At 69.2% G+C, this 21,443-nt stretch carries 20 protein-coding genes; 16 read left to right on the top strand and 4 right to left on the bottom strand.

All coding sequences use genetic code 11. The annotated features are described in order from the left end of the window. Window positions 1-4: 4 nt before the first annotated feature. The 10 genes from ACSFA0_RS16695 to ACSFA0_RS16650 all read left to right on the top strand — a co-directional run bounded on the left by ACSFA0_RS16695 (window position 5) and on the right by ACSFA0_RS16650 (window position 10,700). A complete protein-coding gene (locus tag ACSFA0_RS16695; RefSeq protein WP_435451388.1) occupies window positions 5-4,150 on the top strand; it encodes a galactose oxidase-like domain-containing protein in 4,146 nt (1,381 codons plus the stop codon). A gap of 75 nt (window positions 4,151-4,225) precedes the next feature. Continuing rightward, a complete protein-coding gene (locus tag ACSFA0_RS16690; RefSeq protein ID WP_435451387.1) occupies window positions 4,226-4,618 on the top strand; it encodes a DUF2845 domain-containing protein in 393 nt (130 codons plus the stop codon). Window positions 4,619-4,707: 89 nt separating this feature from the next. Beyond that, window positions 4,708-5,028, top strand: coding sequence for an ArsR/SmtB family transcription factor (locus ACSFA0_RS16685; protein WP_435451386.1), 321 nt, complete (start codon window positions 4,708-4,710; stop codon window positions 5,026-5,028). 24 nt (window positions 5,029-5,052) lie between these two features. Continuing rightward, window positions 5,053-5,550, top strand: a complete 498-nt coding sequence (locus tag ACSFA0_RS16680; RefSeq protein ID WP_435451385.1) for an arsenate reductase ArsC — start codon at window positions 5,053-5,055, stop codon at window positions 5,548-5,550. Continuing rightward, window positions 5,547-6,038, top strand: a complete 492-nt coding sequence (locus ACSFA0_RS16675; protein ID WP_435451384.1) for an arsenate reductase ArsC — start codon at window positions 5,547-5,549, stop codon at window positions 6,036-6,038. Before ACSFA0_RS16680 ends, ACSFA0_RS16675 begins: the two co-directional genes overlap by 4 nt. Beyond that, on the top strand, window positions 6,032-7,312 hold the full coding sequence (locus ACSFA0_RS16670; protein ID WP_435451383.1) for an arsenic transporter: 1,281 nt from the start codon (window positions 6,032-6,034) through the stop codon (window positions 7,310-7,312). Before ACSFA0_RS16675 ends, ACSFA0_RS16670 begins: the two co-directional genes overlap by 7 nt. 24 nt (window positions 7,313-7,336) lie before the next feature. Next, complete coding sequence (arsC, locus tag ACSFA0_RS16665) at window positions 7,337-7,768, top strand: arsenate reductase (glutaredoxin) (RefSeq protein WP_435451382.1); 432 nt, start codon at window positions 7,337-7,339, stop codon at window positions 7,766-7,768. After that, entirely contained in the window at window positions 7,752-8,471 is a 720-nt protein-coding gene (gene arsH / locus ACSFA0_RS16660; protein WP_435451381.1) for an arsenical resistance protein ArsH, read from the top strand. The genes arsC and arsH overlap by 17 nt, the downstream gene beginning before the upstream one ends. Further along, complete coding sequence (locus tag ACSFA0_RS16655) at window positions 8,471-9,667, top strand: MFS transporter (RefSeq protein WP_435451380.1); 1,197 nt, start codon at window positions 8,471-8,473, stop codon at window positions 9,665-9,667. Before arsH ends, ACSFA0_RS16655 begins: the two co-directional genes overlap by 1 nt. Beyond that, entirely contained in the window at window positions 9,657-10,700 is a 1,044-nt protein-coding gene (locus ACSFA0_RS16650; RefSeq protein ID WP_435451379.1) for an ArsO family NAD(P)H-dependent flavin-containing monooxygenase, read from the top strand. The genes ACSFA0_RS16655 and ACSFA0_RS16650 overlap by 11 nt, the downstream gene beginning before the upstream one ends. Window positions 10,701-10,730: 30 nt before the next feature. On the opposite strand, the gene ACSFA0_RS16645 is transcribed toward ACSFA0_RS16650, so the two are convergent. Further along, window positions 10,731-12,068: a glycerate kinase type-2 family protein gene (locus tag ACSFA0_RS16645; protein ID WP_435451378.1), complete on the bottom strand. Its 1,338-nt coding sequence runs from the start codon at window positions 12,066-12,068 to the stop codon at window positions 10,731-10,733. Between the two features lie 38 nt (window positions 12,069-12,106). On the opposite strand from ACSFA0_RS16645, the gene ACSFA0_RS16640 reads away from it, so the two are divergent. Next, window positions 12,107-13,504, top strand: a complete 1,398-nt coding sequence (locus ACSFA0_RS16640; protein ID WP_435451377.1) for an 8-oxoguanine deaminase — start codon at window positions 12,107-12,109, stop codon at window positions 13,502-13,504. A gap of 12 nt (window positions 13,505-13,516) precedes the next feature. Here ACSFA0_RS16640 and ACSFA0_RS16635 read toward each other — a convergent pair whose 3' ends face one another. After that, the gene (locus ACSFA0_RS16635; protein ID WP_435451376.1) at window positions 13,517-14,722 is read right to left on the bottom strand and encodes a urate hydroxylase PuuD; all 1,206 of its coding nucleotides are present in this window, start codon (window positions 14,720-14,722) and stop codon (window positions 13,517-13,519) included. A 168-nt stretch (window positions 14,723-14,890) separates the two neighbouring features. Further along, window positions 14,891-15,709: a xanthine dehydrogenase accessory protein XdhC gene (xdhC, locus tag ACSFA0_RS16630; RefSeq protein ID WP_435451375.1), complete on the bottom strand. Its 819-nt coding sequence runs from the start codon at window positions 15,707-15,709 to the stop codon at window positions 14,891-14,893. Between the two features lie 69 nt (window positions 15,710-15,778). On the opposite strand from xdhC, the gene ACSFA0_RS16625 reads away from it, so the two are divergent. After that, window positions 15,779-16,291, top strand: a complete 513-nt coding sequence (locus ACSFA0_RS16625) for a hypothetical protein (RefSeq protein ID WP_435451374.1) — start codon at window positions 15,779-15,781, stop codon at window positions 16,289-16,291. A gap of 3 nt (window positions 16,292-16,294) precedes the next feature. Here the strand turns inward: ACSFA0_RS16625 and uraH are convergent, their stop codons facing one another. Then, window positions 16,295-16,645: a hydroxyisourate hydrolase gene (gene uraH, locus ACSFA0_RS16620; RefSeq protein ID WP_435451373.1), complete on the bottom strand. Its 351-nt coding sequence runs from the start codon at window positions 16,643-16,645 to the stop codon at window positions 16,295-16,297. 83 nt (window positions 16,646-16,728) lie between these two features. On the opposite strand from uraH, the gene ACSFA0_RS16615 reads away from it, so the two are divergent. From ACSFA0_RS16615 to ACSFA0_RS16600, 4 genes are read left to right on the top strand one after another with little or no spacing between them, the layout of a single operon-like run. Then, a complete protein-coding gene (locus ACSFA0_RS16615; RefSeq protein ID WP_435451372.1) occupies window positions 16,729-17,394 on the top strand; it encodes a GntR family transcriptional regulator in 666 nt (221 codons plus the stop codon). Window positions 17,395-17,408: 14 nt separating this feature from the next. Next, the gene (gene puuE, locus ACSFA0_RS16610; RefSeq protein ID WP_435451371.1) at window positions 17,409-18,359 is read left to right on the top strand and encodes an allantoinase PuuE; all 951 of its coding nucleotides are present in this window, start codon (window positions 17,409-17,411) and stop codon (window positions 18,357-18,359) included. Between the two features lies 1 nt (window position 18,360). Next, a complete protein-coding gene (gene uraD, locus ACSFA0_RS16605) occupies window positions 18,361-20,148 on the top strand; it encodes a 2-oxo-4-hydroxy-4-carboxy-5-ureidoimidazoline decarboxylase (protein ID WP_435451370.1) in 1,788 nt (595 codons plus the stop codon). Further along, the gene (locus tag ACSFA0_RS16600; protein ID WP_435451369.1) at window positions 20,145-21,368 is read left to right on the top strand and encodes a M20 family metallopeptidase; all 1,224 of its coding nucleotides are present in this window, start codon (window positions 20,145-20,147) and stop codon (window positions 21,366-21,368) included. Before uraD ends, ACSFA0_RS16600 begins: the two co-directional genes overlap by 4 nt. Window positions 21,369-21,443: the final 75 nt, after the last annotated feature.

The raw sequence follows: 21,443 nt of genomic DNA, 5'->3' as shown, positions 1-21,443 counted from the left end.
AACCATGAACGATCCAACCTGGACCGGCGCGCTGCGCCTTCTGGCCGCCACGACGGCGGCCGTCTGCCTGGCGGCCTGCGGAGGAGGAGGCGGCGGCGGCGGTGGCGGCACGTCGGGCGGTGCCGGCGGCGACGGCAGCGGCACCGTGCAGCCCGGCCCCGACGGCGGCAGCCCCGGCACCGGCCCCGGCGTGCCCACCGAGCCGACGGTGCCCGCCGTCCCGCCGCCGCCCCCCTTGGCGTTCCCGGTGCAGGCCGAGCCCGATCCGCTGCTCGACGGCCTGGCCAACATCCCGGCCAACGCGCCCACGCAAGGCATGTGGTCACCCACCCAGCCCTGGCCGTCGAACGCCTTGCACGCCGTACTGCTGCCGACCGGCAAGGTGCTCACCTACGGGAGCCCACCCGGCAACCCCGCCGGCCAGGACGGCCGCCTCTACGACCTGTGGTCGCCGGCACTCGGCTTCGGTGAAGGCAGTCACCGCACCGCGACCGCGTTCGGCCCGGTCAACAGCTTCTGCAGCACCGCCGCCTACCTGGGCGACGGCAAGCTGCTCATCAGCGGCGGCAACACGCCGCTGGCCAGCGGCCTGTTCTCGCCCGCCAGCAGCACCGTCGCGCTCGATCCGGCTTCGTTGGCCGACCAGCGCTGGTACGCCACCATGCTGACCCTGACCGACGGGCGCGCCGTGATCCTCGGGGGCATGGACCCCTACCAGGAAGGCATGGTGAACGCGCCCGACGCCGCCATCGCCGCCGGCACCGTCTCGATGACGCCCGAGATCTACACCGCCGGCAGCGGCTGGCGCACGCTCTTCGGCGCTCGCAGCCGCGATGCCTTCGGGCCCGACTACCTGCGCGCGTCGTATCCGCGCGCCTGGGTCGCCCCCGACGGCAAGGTCGTCGGCATCTCGGCCGAGACGATGTGGAAGCTCGACCCCGCCGCGAACGACGCCCAGGGCGCGGTCACGGTGTTGGGCAAGTTCAAGACGCCGCCGAGCGCGACCGCGCCGGTGAACGTGGGTGCGACCAACAGCGCCGTGATGTTCGCGCCCGGCAAGGTGCTGCAGATGGGCGGCAACGGCACCAACAACGGCGACGGCCTGCCAGCCAGCGCCATGGCGACGGTGGTCGACTTCAACAGCGCCACGCCGCAGCTCACCGAGACCGCGCCGATGCGTTTTGCGCGACGCTATGGCAACGCCACGGTGCTGCCCGACGGCAAGGTGGTGGTCACCGGCGGCACCCGCCGCGGCAACAACGGCGGTGCCGACGCGGTGTACGAGGCCGAGGTGTGGGACCCGGCCACCGGCCGCTGGACCACAGGCGCGCGCGCTGCGAACATCCGCGTCTACCACTCGGCCGCGCTGCTGCTGCCCAATGGCACGGTGCTCTCGTCCGGCGGCGGTGCGCCGGGCCCGGTCGACGACCAAAACGTCGAAATCTACTACCCGCCGAACCTGTTCCAGACGGTCGACGGTGCGGCACGGCTCGCGCCGCGTCCGGTGCTCACCGGCATCAGCGCGCTGGGGCTGGCGCCCGGGGCGCAGTTCCAGCTGGACCTGGCCGATGCGTCGCGCGTCACGCGGCTCGCCCTGGTGACCAACGGCACGGTGACGCATTCCTTCAACAGCACGCAGCGCTTCCAGGAACTGTCCTTCACGAAGGACGGCAACCGCCTCACGGCGCAGCTGCCGGCCAACACGAACCTCACACCGCCGGGCTACTACCAGCTCTTCGCGCTGGACGCGAACGGCGTGCCCTCGCGCGCCGTGATCGTCGGCATCGGCCAGGGCATCGCGGCACCGCCGATCACGCTGCCGAGTGCCGCCACCGCCTGCGCCGACGAGGGCGGCCTCTGCCGCGTGCCGGCCGGCCGGCATGGCGTCGTCTACTACGGCGTCGACGGCAAGTTCGCGATCCGCTCCGACCAGACAGGCGACGTGGCCTGCACCGCGGCCAACTTCGGCAGCGACCCGGCACCCGGCGCGGCCAAGCGCTGCTACCTGCTGCTGGTCGACCCCGCGAGCGCGGTGCCCGCCATCGACGCTGCACCGCTGCGCACCGGCGCCACCGCCAGCTACGCACCGGTCGTCGGCCTCGCCGGCGCCAGCTACCGCTGGGACTTCGGCGACGGCAGCGCACCCACCGCCTACGCCGCCACCAGCGCCGCCAGCCACACCTACACCGCACCGGGCGTGTACACCGTGACGCTCACCGTACGCGACGCGAACGGCCAGGTCGGCACCCGCACCTTCGTGCAGGCCGTCACCGCGCCGCCGACCGCCAACGCGCCGGTCGCCTCGGCGCCCCTGCTGCTGGAAGCGCGCAGCGCCGCCGCCACGCGGCTGTGGGTGGTCAACCCCGACAACGACTCGGTCACCGTCTTCGACACCGTCGCCAACAGCCGCGTGCGCGAGATCCCGGTGGGCGTCGCGCCGCGCACGCTGGCCCGCGCAGCCGACGGCAACGTGTGGGTGGCCAACCGCGACAGCGCGAGCATCTCGGTGATCGACCCCGCCAGCCTGACGGTGGTGCGCACCATCGCCCTGCCCCGGGCCTCGCAACCCTGGGGGCTGGTCGGTGCCTCGGACGGCCGCATGTACGTGAGCCTGGAAGCCGCCGGCCGGCTGCTCAAGCTCGACGGCAGCGGCGCCACGCTCGCCACGCTGGACGTCGGCGCGAACCCGCGCCACCTGGCGGTCAGCGGCGACGCGTCGCGCGTGCTGGTGTCACGCTTCATCACGCCGCCGCTGGCCGGCGAAGCCACGGCCGTGGTCGACACCACGTCGGGCGGTGGCGAAGTGCTGGCCGTGAACACAGCGACGATGGCCGTCGCCGGCACCGTGCGGCTTCGCCACAGCGACCGCAACGACAACGAGGTGCAGGGCAGCGGCATTCCCAACTACCTGGGCCCGGCCGTGATCGCGCCCGACGGCGCCCGTGCCTGGGTGCCGTCGAAACAGGACAACATCGGACGCGGCGTGCTGCGCAACGGCCGGAACCTGGACTTCCAGAACACGGTCCGCGCCATCAGCTCGCGCATCGACCTCGCCACGCTGGCCGAAGATGCACCCGCGCGCGTCGACCACGACAACGCCAGCCTGGCGAGCGCGGCCGCCTACGATCCGAGCGGCGCCTACCTCTTCGTCGCGCTCGAAACGTCACGCCAGGTCGAGGTGGTCGACGCCATCGCCGGGCGGCGGCTGTTCCGTATCGAGGCCGGCCTGGCGCCCCAGGGCGTCACGGTGTCGGCCGACGGCAGCAAGCTCTACGTCCACAACTTCATGGCGCGTAGCGTGAGCGTGGTCGACGTCAGCCCGCTCACGCGGCTGGGCGAGCTGCGCAGCGCGCTGGTCGCCACGCTGGGCAGCGTCGCCACCGAGAAGCTCGCCGCCAACGTGCTCAAGGGCAAGCAGCTCTTCTACGACGCCCGCGACACGCGCCTGGCGCGCGACGCCTACATGAGCTGCGCCACCTGCCACAACGACGGCGCCCAGGACGGCCGCGTCTGGGACATGACCGGCTTCGGCGAAGGCCTGCGCAACACCATCGCGCTCAAGGGCCGCGGCGGCAGGGGCCAGGGCTTCCTGCACTGGAGCGCCAACTTCGACGAGGTGCAGGATTTCGAAGGCCAGATCCGCAACCTCGCCGGTGGCACCGGGCTGATGAGCGACGCCCTGTTCAACGCCGGCACCCGCAGCCAGCCGTTGGGTGACGCCAAGGCCGGCCTGAGCGCGGACCTCGACGCGATGGCGGCCTACCTCGGGTCGCTCACCAGCTTCGCGCCCAGCCCGCTGCGCAACCCGGACGGCAGCCTGACGGCAGCGGCGCTCGCCGGCAAGAGCGTGTTCCAGGCGCAGAACTGCGCCAGTTGCCACAGCGGCGTGCCCTTCACGGCCAGCGCCGATGCGACGCAGCTGAAGAACATCGGCACGCTCAAGCCGTCGAGCGGCAAGCGCCTGAGCGGCGCCCTGCCGGGCACCGACGTGCCGACGCTGCGCGACGTGTGGGCCACTGGCCCCTTCCTGCACGACGGCTCGGCGCCGACGCTGGCGGACGCGGTGCGGGCGCACAACGGCACGACCCTGGATGCGGGCAACCTGGGCAACCTGACCGAGTACCTGCGGCAGATCGGCGCCGAGGAGTGATCGTCGAGGCACGGCGGGACGCGCAGACACGTCGAACAGGTACAGTGACCGGCACCGTGTCCTCGCGTGCCTGTCATGCCCTCTCCTGATTCACGACGCTCGCCCCCGCGCCTTCATCGCCTGGCCTTCTGGCTGGTGGCTGCGGTCGTCGCGCTCGGTGCGCCGTCCACGGCGGCCTCGCAGTCCATGGGTTGCAACGGCTATCTGATCGGCCAGGGCGACTCCCCGGTGTCGCTGCTCCAGAAATGCGGCGAGCCGATCTATCGGCACAACGTGTGCGTTTCGATGCTGCAACTGGGCTGGGTGGTCACGCCCTATCGCGGCAACGGCCCGAGTGCGATTCTTGCGAACCAATGCGTGCCGATGGAGGAGTGGACTTACGACCGTGGGCCCGGCGCCTTCTTCGGCATCGTCCGCATCTACAACGGCGCGATCGAATCGGTGCGCGACGGCGACCGAAGCCGGTAGACCGGTCTTGACCGGCCGTGCCGCGCGGCCGCCCGGGTGTGACACGAAAGCTTCACAGAAGCCTTAAATACTTCGACTATTATTGAATCATGGAATCAAATGATGTCGTGCGCTCCCTCGCCGCCCTGGCGCAGCCCGTGCGCCTGCAGGTCTTTCGCTGCCTGGTGGTGGCCGGCCCCGAGGGGCTGACGCCAGGCGCCCTGGTCGAAGCGATCGGCGTGCCCGCCACGAGCCTGTCGTTCCATCTCAAGGAACTGACGCACGCCGGCCTCGTGTCGCAGGAGCGGCAGGGCCGCCACCTCATCTACCGCGCCGCCCTCGAGCAAATGAACGCGCTGCTCGGCTACCTCACGGACAACTGCTGCCAAGGCGAGGCCTGCGTGGCCTCGGACGGCGCGCTTCGTTGCTGATCCTCCCCCAACCCACGGACCACCATGACCGCCCCACTCCACAACGTGCTGTTCATCTGCACCGGCAATTCCGCCCGGTCCATCCTCGCCGAGGGCCTGCTCAACCAGCTGGGCGGCAACCGGTTCAAGGCCTTCTCGGCCGGCAGCCACCCGAAGGGCGCGGTGCATCCGCTGGCGCTGGAAACGCTACGCACGCTCCACATCGAAGACCGCGGCTACAGCAGCAAGAGCTGGGGCGAGTTCGCCAAGGCCGGCGCGGCGACGATGGATTTCGTGATCACGGTCTGTGACCAGGCCGCGGGCGAGATGTGCCCGGTGTGGCCGGGCCAGCCGATCACCGCGCACTGGGGCCTGCCGGACCCGGCCGCGGTGGAGGGCAGCGAGGAAGAGAAAAAGCGGGCCTTCATGGACACGGCCGTCACGCTCAAGCGCCGCATCGAGTTCATGCTGTCACTGCCGATGGACAAGCTCGAGCGCATGGCCATCCAGCATGAGATGAGTGAGATCGGGTCGCGCCAGTGACGACGAACATCCTGATCCTCTGCACCCACAACTCGGCGCGCAGCGTGCTGTCGGAGGGCATGTTGAACCACTGGGCGAAGCAGCTCGGCGTGGATGTGCGGGCGCACAGCGCCGGCAGCGCGCCGAGCGGGCGCATCAACCCGACGGCCATCGACGTGCTGCAGGCCGCCGGTATCGACACCGCCGCCTACCGCAGCAAGAGCTGGGACGAATTCACCGCGCCGGACGCACCGCAGATGCGCGTGGTCATCACGGTCTGCGACAGCGCCGCGCAAGAGACCTGCCCCTACTGGCCGGGCTCGCCGGTCCAGATCCACTGGGGCTACGCGGATCCGTCCAACGCCGGCACCAACGACGACGAGAAGCGCGCCGCGTTCGAATCGACCCGGCAAGCGATCAGCGAGCGCATGCGCCAGCTCGCGCAGGTGCCCTTCGCGTCGCTGAACGACACGCAGCTGCGGGCCGCCCTCGAGACGATCCCATGCTGACGGCCATCCTCATCTTCATCTTCACGCTCGTCCTGGTCATCTGGCAGCCGCGGGGTCTCGGCATCGGCTGGAGCGCATCGCTCGGGGCCGTGATCGCGCTGGTCCTGGGCGTTGTCCATCTCAGCGACATCGCCGTCGTCTGGGGCATCGTCTGGAACGCGACCGCCACCTTCGTGGCCGTGATCATCATCAGCCTGCTGCTCGACGAAGCCGGCTTCTTCGAATGGGCCGCCCTGCATGTCGCGCGCTGGGGCGGCGGCCGCGGGCGGCTGCTGTTCGCCTTCATCGTGCTGCTCGGCGCGGCGGTGTCGGCGCTGTTTGCCAACGACGGCGCCGCGTTGATCCTCACGCCCATTGTGATGGCGATGCTGGTCGCGCTCGGCTTCACGCCGGCGGCGACGCTGGCCTTCGTCATGGCGGCGGGCTTCATCGCCGACACCGCCAGCCTGCCGCTGATCGTCTCGAACCTGGTGAACATCGTCTCGGCGGACTTCTTCAAGATCGGCTTCGACGAGTACGCCGCGGTGATGGTCCCGGTCAACGTGGCGTCGGTGCTGGCCAGCCTGGTGGTGCTGATGCTGTACTTCCGGCGCGGCATCCCCGCCACCTACGATGTGGGGCAGCTCAAGGCGCCGTCGGCCGCGATCAAGGACCTGGCGACCTTCCGTGCGGGCTGGGTCGTGCTGGTGCTGCTGCTCATCGGCTTCTTCGGCTTGGAGCCGCTGGGCGTGCCGGTGAGTGCCGTCGCCGCGGTCGGTGCCGTCCTTTTGCTGGCGGTGGCCGCGCGCGGCTCGGCGATCAGCACGGGCAAGGTGCTGCGCGGCGCGCCGTGGCAGATCGTGATCTTCTCGCTCGGCATGTACCTGGTGGTCTACGGCCTGCGCAACGCCGGCCTCACCGACCGCATCGCCGGGCTGCTGAACCTCTTCGCGCAGAGCGGCGTCTGGGGCGCGGCGATGGGCACCGGCTTCCTGACGGCGCTGCTGTCGTCGGTGATGAACAACATGCCCACGGTGCTGATCGGCGCGCTGTCCATCGACGCGTCGAGCGCCACCGGCGTGGTGAAAGAAGCGATGATCTACGCCAACGTGATCGGCTGCGACCTCGGCCCGAAGATCACGCCCATTGGCAGCCTGGCCACGCTGCTCTGGCTGCACGTGCTGGCGAAGAAGGGCACCACCATCGCCTGGGGCTACTACTTCAAGGTCGGTATCGTGTTGACCGTGCCGGTGCTGTTCGTGACCCTGGCGGCGCTGGCCCTCCGGCTGAGCTGAACGCCGCTACTTCTTGTTCCTTCCATGACCGACATCACGATCTATCACAACCCCGCCTGCGGCACTTCTCGCAATGTGCTCGCACTGATCCGCAATTCCGGCGAAGCGCCGACCGTGATCGAGTACCTGAAGACCCCGCCCGACCGCGCCACGCTCGAGCGCCTGATCGTCGCCATGGGCGTACCGGTGCGCGACGTGCTGCGCCAGAAGGGCACGCCCTACGACGAGCTCGACCTCGGCGACCCGACCTGGACCGACGCGCAGCTCATCGACTTCATGCTGCAACACCCGATCCTGATCAACCGCCCCATCGTCGTCACGCCGCTGGGGACACGGTTGTGCCGGCCGTCGGAGGCGGTGCTCGACATCCTGCCGCAGCCGCAACAGGGCGCGTTCGCCAAGGAGGACGGCGAGGCGGTGGTCGACGCGAAGGGGCAGCGTGTCGACAAGGCTTGAGCTTCCCAACATCGACGCAGGGCTGTTCCATCAGCCTGATACGGAGCACCTGCATCCGGCCGAACGCGCCACCCACGCGCCGCGCATCCTGCTGCTCTACGGCTCGCTGCGCGAGCGCTCGTACAGCCGCCTGCTGACCGAAGAAGCGGCACGCCTGCTGCAGGCCCTGGGCGCGGAGCCGCGCATCTTCGACCCGCGCGGCCTGCCGATGCCTGACGACGCCCCCGAAGATCACCCGAAGGTGCAGGAACTGCGCGACCTGGCGCAATGGTCCGAAGGCATGGTCTGGACCTCGCCCGAGCGCCACGGCGCCATCACCGGGATCATGAAGGCGCAAATCGACTGGATTCCCTTGTCCATCGGCGCGGTGCGGCCCACGCAGGGCAAGACGCTGGCGGTCATGGAGGTGTCGGGTGGCTCGCAGTCCTTCAACGCCGTCAACCAGCTGCGGGTGCTCGGGCGCTGGATGCGCATGATCACCATCCCCAACCAGTCCTCGGTGGCCAAGGCCTTCCTGGAGTTCGACGACGCCGGCCGCATGAAGCCGTCGGCGTACTACGAACGCGTGGTCGACGTGATGGAGGAGCTGGTGAAGTTCACCCTGCTCACCCGCGACGCGGCTGGTTACCTGGTGGACCGCTACAGCGAGCGCCGGGAGAGTGCGGAACAACTCTCGGCCCGGGTCAATCAGCGCTCGATCTGATGCCACTTTCCAACCGGTCGTCTGTCGTCGTTGCCTTGGGCACCGCGCAGACGCTGGCCTGGGCATCGTCGTACTACCTGCCGGCGGTGCTGGCGGGTGCGATCGGGCCGGATGTCGGGACCTCCGCATCCACGGTTTTTGGCGCGTTTTCGGTGGCGTTGCTGGTGGCCGCTGCGGTCGGCCCGTACGCCGGGCGCCTCATCGACCGGCGAGGCGGGCGCCCTGTCCTCGTCGGCAGCAACCTGCTGTTCGCCGCCGGGCTGTTCGCGCTGAGCCATTGTCGCCAGCCGTTCCACGTGTTCCTGGCATGGGCCGTCATGGGCGTCGCGATGGGCAGCGGCCTGTACGAAGCGGCCTTCGCGACGGTGGTTCGGCTCCATGGCCAAGACGCGCGGCGCGCGATCACCGGCATCACCTTGTTCGCCGGGTTCGCGAGCACGGTCGGATGGCCGCTGTCTGCGTACCTGGAGAGCACGGTGGGCTGGCGTGGCGCCTGCATGGCCTGGGCGGCGCTGCACCTGGTGATCGGGCTGCCGCTCAATCTGCTGCTGCCGTCCGTGTCCAGTCTCAAGCCACCGACGACGACGGACGCGCGCAGCCGGCATGCGGGCGCAAGGCTGTCGCCGAAGCAGCAGCGCCGTGCCGCCTTCCTCATGGCCTTTGTCTTTGCCGCCACCTGGTTCATCAGCACGGCGATGGCTGCGCATCTCCCCGCGTTGCTGCAGTCCGCGGGTGCCACGCTTGCGGTGGCCGTGGGCATCGCCGCGCTGGTCGGCCCGGCGCAGGTGGCGGGGCGGCTCATCGAATTCACATTCCTGAAGAACGCGCATCCGCTGCTCTCGGCGCGGCTCGCGACGCTCGCGCATCCGCTCGGCGTGCTTTGCCTGGCGTGGGTCGGCACCTCGGCAGCCACGGCCTTCGCACTGTTGCACGGCCTGGGCAACGGCATCCTCACCATCGCCATCGGAACATTGCCGCTGCTGATCTTCGGTGCCGAGGGCTACGGAAGGCGGCAAGGCCTTCTCATGGTGCCCGCCCGCATCGTGCAGGCCGGCGCGCCCTTTCTCTTCGGCCTCGCGGTCGCGCGATGGGGCGCCGGTTCGCTGTGGTTCTCCGCCGCGCTTGGCGTGGCCGCCTGCATGGCGCTTGTCGTCATGACCTCGGACATGAAACAAGGAACTGCACATGCGCCATGACGTCCTCATCATCGGCGGCGGCCAAGCGGCCCTGTCCGTGGCCTACTTTCTCCGGCGTACCGCGCGCTCCGTGTTGATCCTCGATGCGGAAGACCAGGGCGGCGGGGCCTGGCAGCACGCATGGGAGTCGCTCCGGCTGTTCTCGCCAGCCGCGTGGAGTTCCATCGCAGGCTGGCCGATGCCGAGCACCGGCGCCACGTACCCGAGCCGCGACGATGTCGTGGCGTACCTGCGGGCCTACGAGGCGCGCTATGCATTCGAGATCGAACGCCCGGTGTGGGTCCGATCGGTGGGTCGGACCGCAGACGGCTTTGAGCTGCGCTCCGACGATCGCGTCTGGACCGCCAAGGCGGTCGTCAATGCGACAGGCACCTGGCGCAAGCCCTTCATCCCCGACTACCCGGGCCGGGACGCTTTCCGCGGCATGCAGGTTCACTCGGCCCACTACCGGCGCCCCGAGCCGTTCACCGGCCAGCGCGTGCTGATCGTCGGCGGCGGCAACTCGGGCGCGCAGATTCTTGCGGAGGTCTCCACCACGGCCGCCGAGGCGGTCTGGGTCACCCCGGACGAACCGTCCTTCCTGCCGGACGAGGTCGATGGCCGCGTCCTGTTCGAGCGTGCGACCGCACGGTGGCGCGCCATGCAGGAAGGCCGCAGCATCGACACGCTGCCCGGCGGGCTGGGCGACATCGTGATGGTGCCGCCGGTGGTCGATGCACGGCGCCGCGGCGTGCTGAAGGCGGTGCGGCCCTTCGCTCGCATGACCGCCGACGGCGTGGTCTGGGGCGACGAAACGCCATCCGCATTCGATGCCGTCATCTGGTGCACGGGGTTCCGGCCGGCCCTCGATCACCTGACCGCGCTGGGCTTCGACCGCGACATGCGACCGGCGGTCGAGGGCACACGCGCATCGAACATGCCGGGGCTGTGGTTCGTGGGCTACGGGGAGTGGACCGGCATGGCGTCGGCCACGCTGGTCGGCGTCATGCGTTCGGCGAAGGAGACGGCGATCGAGATCGACGGCTTTCTGTAGGCCGCAGAACGCAGTCGCCGCAAACGCCGCTCAGAGAATCAGCAAGGCGCGAAAGTCATTGACGTTCGTGTGCGTCGGCCCCGTGACCAGCAGGTCGCCGATCGCATCGAAGTAGCCATAGGCATCGTTGCGGTCGAGGTGGTCGGCGAGCTTGCGGCCTTGCGCCGTGGCGCGCGCCAGCGTGTCGGGTGTGACGAAGGCGCCGGCGTTGTCTTCCACGCCGTCGATGCCGTCGGTGTCGGCCGCGAGCGCCCACACGTCGCGCTGGCCGGCCAGCGCGCCCGCCAGGCCCAGGCAGAACTCGCCGGCACGGCCGCCGCGGCCCTTGGTCTGGCCGGGCTGGCGCGGGCGAATGGTCACGGTGGTCTCGCCGCCGGACAGGATGACGCAGGGCGTCGTGAAGGGCGCGCCGCGCAGCGCCACCGCGCGGGCCAGCGCGCCGTGCACCTTGCCGACCTCGCGCGATTCGCCTTCCATCTCGTCGCTCAGAACGTGTGCGTCGATGCCCGCCGCGCGCGCAGCGGTGGCCGCTGCTTCGAGCGATTGCTGCGGCGTCGCGATGAGGCGCGTGGTGTGGCCCTGGAACACGGCATCGGATGGCTTCGGCGTCTCGAGCGCGCCGCTCTCCAGTTGCGCACGCACGGGCGCCGGCACCGCGATGCCGTAGCGGTCGAGGATGGCCATCGCGTCGTCGCAGGTGGTGGCGTCGGGCACCGTGGGGCCGCTGGCGATGACGGCCGGGTCGTCGCCCGGCACGTCGCTGATGGTGAGCGTCACCACCTGCGCCGGCGCGCAGGCCGCCGCCAGCCGGCCGCCCTTGATGCGCGACAGGTGCTTGCGCACGCAGTTCATCTCGCCGATGTGCGCGCCGCTCTCGAGCAGCTGCTTGTTGATGCGCTGCTTGTCTTCGAGCGTCAGCCCGTCGGCCGGCAACGTGAGCAACGCCGACCCACCGCCGGAGATCAGGCACAGCACCAGGTCGTCGGCCGTGAGCCCTTCGGTCAGCGCCAGGATGCGCTCCGCCGCCTTCAGCCCCGCCGCATCGGGCACGGGGTGCGCGGCCTCGACGATCTCGATGCGCGACGCCAGCCCCTCGGGCCGCGGTGGAATGTGGCCGTAGCGTGTGACGACCAGGCCGGACAGGGACGACTCGGCCGGCCACAGCGCCTCGAGCGCCTGCGCCATCGAGCCGCCGGCCTTGCCTGCGCCCAGCACCAGCGTGCGGCCCTTGGGCGGCTTGGGCAGGTGCGGCGCCATGCTCGCCAGCGGCAGTGCGCGCTCGACGGCGACGCCATACAGATGCGCGAGGAATTCGCGCGGCGATGTGCGTGCATCGGGCACGCCGGAAGAAAGGTTCGATGCGATCATTTGCGTTGTCTCCACGCTCTATTCTGTCTGCTCGCGCCATGCCCACCCTGCTCATCCGCAACGCGACCTGCGTCGCCACCTTCGACGACGCACGCACCGAGTGGCGCGATGCCTCGGTCTTCGTGCGAGGGAACCGCATCGAGGCGATCGGGCCGGCGGCTGACCTGCCCCAGACGGCCGACGACGTGATCGACGCATGCGGTCATCTCGTCGTGCCGGGGCTGGTCAACACGCACCACCACATGTATCAGTCACTGACCCGCGCGATTCCCGCGGTGCAAAACGCGGAACTGTTCTCATGGCTGCGCGGCCTGTACCCGATCTGGACCGGGCTCACGCCGGAGATGGTGCATGTGTCGACCCAGGTCGCCATGGCCGAGCTGCTGCTGTCGGGCTGCACCACCAGCAGCGACCACCTCTACATCTACCCCAACGGCGTGCGGCTGGACGACAGCATCGACGCGGCCCGTGAGATCGGCATGCGCTTCGTCGCGAGCCGCGGCAGCATGAGCGTCGGCGCTTCGCAAGGCGGCCTGCCACCCGATCGCGTGGTCGAGCGTGAAGACGCCATCCTGGCCGACACGCAACGCCTCATCGAGACGCACCACGACGCTGCGCACGGCGCGATGGTGAACGTGGCGGTGGCGCCCTGCTCGCCCTTCAGCGTGAGCCGCGACCTGATGCGCGAGTCGGCGCTGCTCGCGCGCTCATTCAAGGGACAAGGCGTGCGACTGCACACCCACCTGGCCGAGAACGACCACGACATCGCCTACAGCCGCGAGAAGTTCAACTGCACGCCCACCGAGTACGCGCAGGATCTCGGCTGGCTCGGCCACGACGTGTGGCACGCGCACTGCGTGAAGCTAGACGCCGAAGGCATCGCGCTCTTCGCGAAGACCAAAACCGGCGTCGCGCACTGCCCCTGCAGCAACATGCGGCTGGCCTCGGGCATCGCGCCCGTCCGCCGCATGCTCGACGCGGGCGTACCGGTCGGCCTGGGCGTGGACGGCAGTGCCAGCAACGACGGTGCGCACATGGTGAACGAGGCGCGCCAAGCCTTGCTGCTGGCGCGCGTTGGGCGTTCTCTCGAACCCTTCGGCTGCGACCACGGTCCGTCGGAGATGACGGCGCGCGATGCGATGGCCATCGCCACGCGCGGCGGCGCCGAGGTGCTGGGCCGTGCCGACATCGGCCATCTGGCGCCGGGCATGTGCGCCGACTTCGCGCTGTTCGACCTCAACACCGTCGCCTTCGCGGGCGGCGCGGTGCACGATCCCGTAGCGAGCCTGCTGCTGTGCGCCAGCCTGCAGGCGGCCTATACGGTGGTCAATGGGCGCGTCGTCGTGCGGGACGGGCAGCTCGCGACCGTCGACCTGGGGCCGCTGATCGAGCGACACAACCGGCTGGCCTTGCTGCTGGCGCTCGGCGCGCAGTGAGCGCACCACCGCTCACTTCGTCGGCGAGCCGGCCTGAAACCAGGCACCGATCAACGCCCGCTCCGCATCCGTGATGCCGGTCGCGTTGTTCATCGGCATGATCTTCGTGACCACCACCTGCTGGTAGACGGCCTGCGCATGCAGCGCCACCTGGTCGGGCGTGTCGAGCCGCACGTTCTTCATCTGCACGGCCGCGCCGTGGCACATGTAGCAGCGCTGCTCCAGCACTTTCTGCACATCGCCGAACGCGACCTTCGGCGCCACCGCGCCCGGCGCCGGTGCCGCCACGGGTTCGGGTTTCATCCAGACGATGGTGAGACCCAGCACGGCGATGCCGACCATCGCGTAAGGCAGCGGGTTTTTCGCGTTGCCCAGCTTGAAGCGATGCCGCACCACGAAGAACTGCCGGATGGCCGCGCCGCCGAGCATGATCAGCAGCAGCACGATCCAGTTGTACTGGTGGGTGTAGGTGAAGCTGTAGTGGTTGCTCAGCATCGCGAACAGCACCGGCAGCGTGAAGTAGGTGTTGTGCACGCTGCGCTGCTTGCCGCGCTGGCCGTGGATCGGGTTGACCGGCTTGCCCTGGCGCAGCAGCGCCACGTTCTCGCGCTGGCCGGGGATGATCCAGAAGAACACGTTGCCGCTCATGGTCGTGGCCATCATCGCGCCGACCAGCAGGAAGGCGGCGCGGCCGGCGAACCAGTGGCAGGCCAGCCAGGCCGCGAAGGCGACGAAGAGCGCCACCAGCACGCCGACGATCGCGTCGCCGTGCTTGCGGCGGCCGAAGATCTGGCAGATGCCGTCGTAGACGATCCAGAACACGACGAAGAAGGCCAACGCCACCGAGATGGCGGCGCCCGGCTGCCAGTCCATCTTCGACTTGTCGATGAGGTAGGTGCTGGCGTTCCACAGGTACGACATCGTGAAGAGCGCGAAGCCGGTGATCCAGGTCGTGTAGCTCTCCCAGTACGACCAGTGCAGGTGGTCCGGCAGCTTCTTGGGTGCCAGCGCGTACTTCTGCATGTTGTAGAAGCCGCCGCCGTGCACCGCCCACTGCTCGCCGCCGACGCCCTTGTCGATCGACTCGGCGTCCTGCGGCTTCTCGAGGCTGTTGTCCAGCATCACGAAGTAGAAGGAGGCACCGATCCAGGCGATGGCGGTGATGACGTGGACCCAGCGCAGCAGCAGGTTGGCCCAATCGAGGTAATAGCTTTCCATGCTCACCCTTGTCGGCGCGTGGGAGCGCCTTGTCGTTTTGGTCTGCTCACCACCGCGGGCGCTGTAAGCAGAAAAAGAGCCGCGAACGCAGGCTTGGGAATGGGCCTGGCTCCGCTGCGGCAGGCAGTTGTGAACCGAAGTGTATGCAATTTATCGGCCTGGCGGCCGTCATCGTCTGTCGCTGTCGATCGATTGCAACAACTGTGCCGCCACGGCGACGGCGATCACCTCCGGCTCCTTGCCGCCGATGCCGGGCACGCCGATCGGGCAGGTGATGCGGGCCAGTTCGTTCGGCGAAAAGCCCCGCGCCTCCAGACGGTGGCGGAAGGTGGCCCACTTCGTCCGGCTGCCGATCAGGCCGACGTAGGGCAGATCGCCGTGTCGCCGCAGTCGCTGCAGGCAGGCGATGACGATGTCGAGGTCTTCGGCATGGCTGAAGCTCATGATCAGCACGCGCGAGCCGGCGGCCAGGCTGTCGACGGCCGACTGGACAGGCTCGGAATGTTCGGTCTCGACCTGTGTGGGCATGGTCGGCGGGAACACGCCTTCGCGGCTGTCGATCCAGCGCACCGCGAAGGGCAGCGTCGCGAGCAGCCGCGCCAGGGCGGCCCCCACGTGGCCGCCACCGAAGAGCGCCACCGGCTTCAGGTGCGCGCCGAGTTCGTCGCGCAGCGCCGACGCATCGCCGGCCTCGATGCGGCGGAAGTGCAGGAACACCACGCCGCCGCAGCACTGGCCCAGGCTCGGCCCGAGCGGATAACGGCGCACGCCGTCGATCGGCTGGCCGCCATCGAGCCAGGCACGCGCTTCCCGCGCCGCCTGGAATTCGAGCTGGCCGCCGCCGATGGTGCCGGTCAGCGCGTCGGGCCAGACGGCCATCCAGGTGCCCGCCTCGCGCGGCACCGAGCCCTCGGTCGCCTCGACGCGCACCAGCACGCCCGGACCGAGGTCGAGCCGATGCAGCACGTCGTCGAGCGCTGGGTTCATGGCGTGGATTGTCCTGCGGGATGACGCCCCGTTACGGGGCACGGCCGTATGCACGGTATAACCCCGGCGATGATTTGCAGCCCCTCACCGCGCCGCCTCGCCCTGGCCGGCGCCCTCTTCGCCACCCTCTGGCTCGCCGGTTGCGGCAGCAGCCCGACCTCACCCGTCACCGGCACCGTGCCCGGCCAGCTCAGCGGCGCGACACCGGAGCCCGGCCCCGCCACCCGCACCGCGCCCCGCCCCTCGGCGGCTGCCAACCCGCGCGACTACCGCAAGGACGCCGCGCGCCACATCTACGACATCAACAAGGCACGCATTTACGACGGCAAGCTGCCGCCGGTGCTCTATGCGGTCGGCACCCTGCAAGTCCATCTGGATGCACAGGGCCGGGTGCTGTCGATGCACTGGATGCGCGCACCGCAGCATGCGCCCGAGGTCATCGCGGAGATCGAACGCACCGTGTTGGCCGCCGCACCCTTCCCCGTTGCCACGCAGCTCGGCCGCGTGACCTGGACCGACACCTGGCTGTGGGACAAGGGCGGCCACTTCCAGCTGGACACGCTGACCGAAGGCCAGCTGTAGGCCTCAGGAGCCGCGGTACGTCGAATAGCTCCACGGGCTCACCAGCAGCGGCACGTGGTAGTGCTGGTCGGTGCGCGCCACGCCGAAGTCGAGCGAGACCTTGTCGAGGAAGTTGGGTTCGGGCAGCTGCACGCCGCGTGCCTTGAAATAGGCGGCGACCTCGAAGGTCAGGCGGTAGGTGCCGACACGGATGGTGTTGTTGTCGTAGAGCGGGCCATCGCTGCGGCCGTCGGCGTTGAGGACGAAGCGCTTGACCAACGTCGCGCTGTCGCCCTGCGTGGTGTAGAGCGACACGGCCATGCCCGCCGCGGGGCTGCCGTGCATGGTGTCCAGTACGTGGGTGCTCAGGCCCATGGTTCGATCCTTCCGTCCGGTACACCGGCAATTTGGTGAACAAAAGTGTATACAGTTCTGGGCTTTGGGTCTATCATGAATCCATGGAGCCCTCCACCACCGGCGCGATCGTCGACGCACTGACCAAGGCGATCGTCGAACACCGCCTACAGCCGGGCAGCAAGCTGGCCGAACAGAAGCTCGCCGACCACTTCGGCGTCTCGCGCACCCTGGTGAGGCAAGCTTTGTTCCAGCTTTCGCAAAACCGTCTGGTGCGACTCGAGCCGGCGCGCGGCGCCTTCGTGGCCGCACCGGCGGTCGACGAGGCGCGGCAGGTGTTCGCCGTGCGCCGCATGCTCGAAGCGGAAATGACCCGCGCCTTCGTGCGCGACGTCACGCCCGCGCGCATCAAGGCCCTGCGCGAGCATGTCGCGCATGAAAAGACGGCCGTCGCCGATGGCGTCGGCTCCCATGGCAACGAGCTGCTGGGCGACTTCCATGTGCGCATGGCGGAGCTGATGGGCAACGAGGTGCTGGCGCAGATGCTGGGCGAGCTGGTCTCGCGCTGCGCCCTGATCACGCTGATGTACCAGAGGCCGGTAGCCGCCATGCATTCGAACGAAGAACATGCCGACATCGTGAAAGCGCTGGCGGCCAGGGACGAAGAACGCGCAGTGCGCCTGATGACCGAACACCTTCTGCATGTCGAGGCCAGTCTGACCTTCGACCGGAAGGTGCCGACCAACGACATTTCCCTTGCGCTGTCCTGAGCAGTGCCTTTTCCATGAGCGATTCCGTCCCCCTCCCCTATCCCCGCGACCTCGTCGGCTACGGCCGCCACGCGCCCCATGCCCAGTGGCCGGGCCAGGCGAAAATTGCCGTGCAGTTCGTCCTCAACTACGAAGAAGGCGGCGAGAACAACCCGCTGCACGGCGACCCGACCTCCGAGACCTTCCTGTCGGAACTCATCACGGCGCAGGCCTACGAGAACCGCCACATGACGATGGAGTCGATGTACGAGTACGGCTCGCGCGTCGGCGTCTGGCGCATCCTCAAGGAATTCGAATCGCGCGGCCTGCCGCTCACGGTGTTCGGCATCGGCATGGCGCTGCAGCGCTACCCCGAACTGGTCGACACCTTCCTGAAAAACGGCTACGAGATCGCCAACCACGGCCTGCGCTGGATCCACTACCAGAACCTGCCCATGGCCACCGAGAAGCGCCACCTCGACCTGGCCACGCATGTCATCCGCGACATGACCGGCGGCCAGTGGCCACTGGGCTGGTACACCGGCCGCGACAGCCCGAACACCCGCCGTCTGGTGGTCGAACAGGGAAGCTACGAATACGACAGCGACTACTACGGCGACGACCTCCCCTTCTGGATGCAGGTCGAGAAGAGCGACGGCAGCACCGTGCCGCACCTGGTGGTGCCCTACTCGCTCGACACCAACGACATGCGCTTCGTGCAGACGCAGGGCTTCAACACCGGCGACCACTTCTTCACCTACCTGCGCGACAGCTTCGATGCCCTCTACGCGGAAGGCGAAGAAGCGCCGAAGATGATGAGCATCGGCATGCACTGCCGGCTGCTGGGCAAACCGGGTCGCATCGGCGCGCTGCGCCGCTTCCTCGACCATGTGCAGAGCCACGAGCGCGTCTGGATCTGCCGCCGCATCGACATCGCCCGGCATTGGAAGCAGGTGCATCCGTTCCAGGCCACCGCAGGAGAATGACATGCCACTGAGCATCGAAGACCTCAACGCCGCCACAGCCGCCGAAGCGGTGGCCCTGCTCGACGGCGTGTACGAGCATTCCCCCTGGATCGCCGAGCGTGCGCTGGCTACGCGACCGTTTCGCTCGCTGCAGCATCTGAAGCACGCGATGGCGCGCGTCGTGAGCGACGCCGGCGCCGACGCGCAGCTGGGCCTGATCCGCGCCCACCCGGAACTGGCCGGGAAGGCGATGACCGCCAACACCCTGACGGCCGAGTCGACGAACGAGCAGCGCAAGGCCGGCCTGACCGGCTGCACGCCCGACGAACTCGAGAAGATCCGCCAGCTCAATGCCGCCTACAGCGCGAAGTTCGGCTTCCCCTTCATCCTCGCCGTGCGCGGGCCCCGCGGCACGGGTCTGCAGAAGCAGGACATCATCGACACCTTCGAGCGGCGCGTGGACAACCACGCCGACTTCGAGCGCGCCGAGTCGCTGCGCAACATCCACCGCATCGCCGAGATCCGCCTGAACGACAAGTTCGGCGTGACGCCTGCGCTGGGCAACGAGGTGTGGGACTGGCACGAGCAGCTCGCCGTGCACAGCGACCCCGGCTTCAAAGAGAAGGGCCAGCTCACGGTGACCTACCTCACCGACGCGCACCGCGCCTGCGCCGCGCAGATCGCGTCGCTGATGCGCGAGGTCGGCTTCGACACGGTCGAGATCGACGCCGTGGGCAACGTGGTCGGCCGCTACGAGGCCTCCGTGCCGGGCGCGCGCGCCCTCATGACCGGCTCGCACTACGACACCGTGCGCAACGGCGGCAAGTACGACGGGCGCCTCGGCATCTTCGTGCCCATCGCCTGCGTGCGCGAGCTCGTGCGCGAGGGCCGCCGCCTGCCCTTCGGCTTCGAGGTGGTCGCCTTCGCCGAAGAGGAAGGCCAGCGCTACAAGGCGACCTTCCTCGGCTCGGGCGCGCTCATCGGCCATTTCAACCCGGACTGGCTCACGCAGAAGGACGCCCAGGGCATCACGATGCGCGAGGCCATGCAGCACGCCGGCCTGCGCGAGCAGGACATCCCCGCGATCCAGCGCGACCCGGCGCGCTACCTCGGCTTCGTCGAGGTGCACATCGAGCAGGGGCCGGTGCTCAACGAGCTCGACCTGCCGCTGGGCATCGTCACCTCCATCAACGGCGGCGTGCGCTACGTGTGCGAGGTGATCGGCATGGCCAGCCACGCCGGCACCACGCCGATGGACCGCCGGCGCGACGCCGCCGCGGCGGTCGCCGAACTGATGGTCTACGCCGAACAGCGTGCGGCACAGGACGGCGACTCGGTCGCCACCGTCGGCATGCTGGAGGTGCCCGCCGGCTCCATCAACGTGGTGCCGGGCCGCTGCAAGTTCAGCCTCGACATGCGCGCGCCGACCAACGCCCAGCGCGACGCGATGGTGGCCGACGTGCTCGCGACGCTCGACACGATCGTGCAGCGCCGCGGCCTGCGCCAGACGCGCGAGCTCGCCATGCAGGCCTCGGCCGCGCCCAGCGCACCGGCGTGGCAACAGCGCTGGGAACGCGCGGTCGACGCCCTGGGCGTGCCGCTGTTCCGCATGCCCAGCGGCGCCGGCCACGACGCGATGAAGCTGCATGAAGTGATGCCGCAAGCCATGCTCTTCGTGCGCGGGCTCAACGCCGGCATCAGCCACAACCCGCTCGAATCGAGCACCAACGACGACATCGAACTGGCGGTCAACGCTTTCCAGCAGCTGCTCGACGATCTCGCCAAAGACCAGACCTCCGCCACACCATGACCGACTACGCCCAGCTCGACGCCTGGATCGACGCCCACTTCGACGAGGAAGTGAAGTTTCTGCAGGAACTCGTCCGCGTGCCCACCGACACGCCCCCCGGCAACAACGCGCCGCATGCCGATCGCACCGCAGCGCTGCTCGAAGGCTTCGGCCTGCAGGCCGAGAAGCACCCGGTGCCGGCGCAGCAGGTGCACGACTACGGGCTCGAATCCATCACCAACCTGATCGTGCGCCGTGCCTACGGCCCCGGCCGCACGGTGGCGCTCAACGCCCACGGCGACGTGGTGCCACCGGGCGACGGCTGGTCGCACGACCCCTACGGCGGCGAGATCGACGGCGGCGCGCTCTACGGCCGCGCCGCGGCCGTCAGCAAGAGCGATTTCGCCAGCTTCACCTTCGCGCTGCGCGCGCTCGAAGCGGTCGCCAAGCCGACGAGGGGCGCCGTCGAGCTGCACTTCACCTACGACGAGGAATTCGGCGGCCTGCTCGGGCCGGGCTGGCTGCTGAGCCAAGGGCTCACGAAGCCCGACCTCATGATCGCAGCGGGCTTCAGCTACGAGGTGGTCACCGCCCACAACGGCTGCCTGCAGATGGAAGTGACCGTGCACGGCAAGATGGCGCACGCCGCGATCCCGGCGACCGGCGTCGACGCGCTGCAGGGCGCGACGAAGATCCTGACGGCGCTCTATGCGCAGAACGTCCGCTACCAGCAGGTGACGTCCGACGTCGAAGGCATCACGCACCCTTACCTCAACGTCGGACGCATCGAGGGCGGCACCAACACCAACGTCGTGCCGGGCAAGGTGGTGTTCAAGCTCGACCGCCGGATGATCCCGGAAGAAAACCCGGCCGAGGTCGAGGCCGAGATCCGGCAGGTGATCGCCACTGCAGCGGCTGAAAGCACCGGGATCACCGTGGAAATCAAGCGCCTGCTGCTCGCCAATTCGATGAAACCCCTGGCAGGCAACCAGCCGCTGGTCGACGCGATTCAGAAGCACGGCCAGGCGATTTTTGGCGAGCCGATCAAGGCCATGGGGACGCCGCTCTACACCGATGTGCGGCTCTATGGCGAGGCCGGCATTCCCGGCGTCATCTACGGCGCCGGCCCGCGCACGGTGCTGGAGTCGCACGCCAAGCGCAACGACGAACGCGTCGTGCTCGACGACCTGCGCGGCGCCACCAAGGTCATCGCGCGCACGCTGGCCGATCTGTTGGCCTAGCCCCGCGGGCCGTGCCCGCCCCTCACCGACTTACAGGCCCGCCTCGCGCGGGCCTGCTGCATTTTGGCGCGCGCC

This window comes from Variovorax restrictus, from assembly GCF_051216715.1.
Lineage (GTDB): Bacteria > Pseudomonadota > Gammaproteobacteria > Burkholderiales > Burkholderiaceae_C > Variovorax.
Note: the sequence above shows the minus strand (reverse complement) of the source record. Positions and strands in the feature narration are given on the sequence as shown.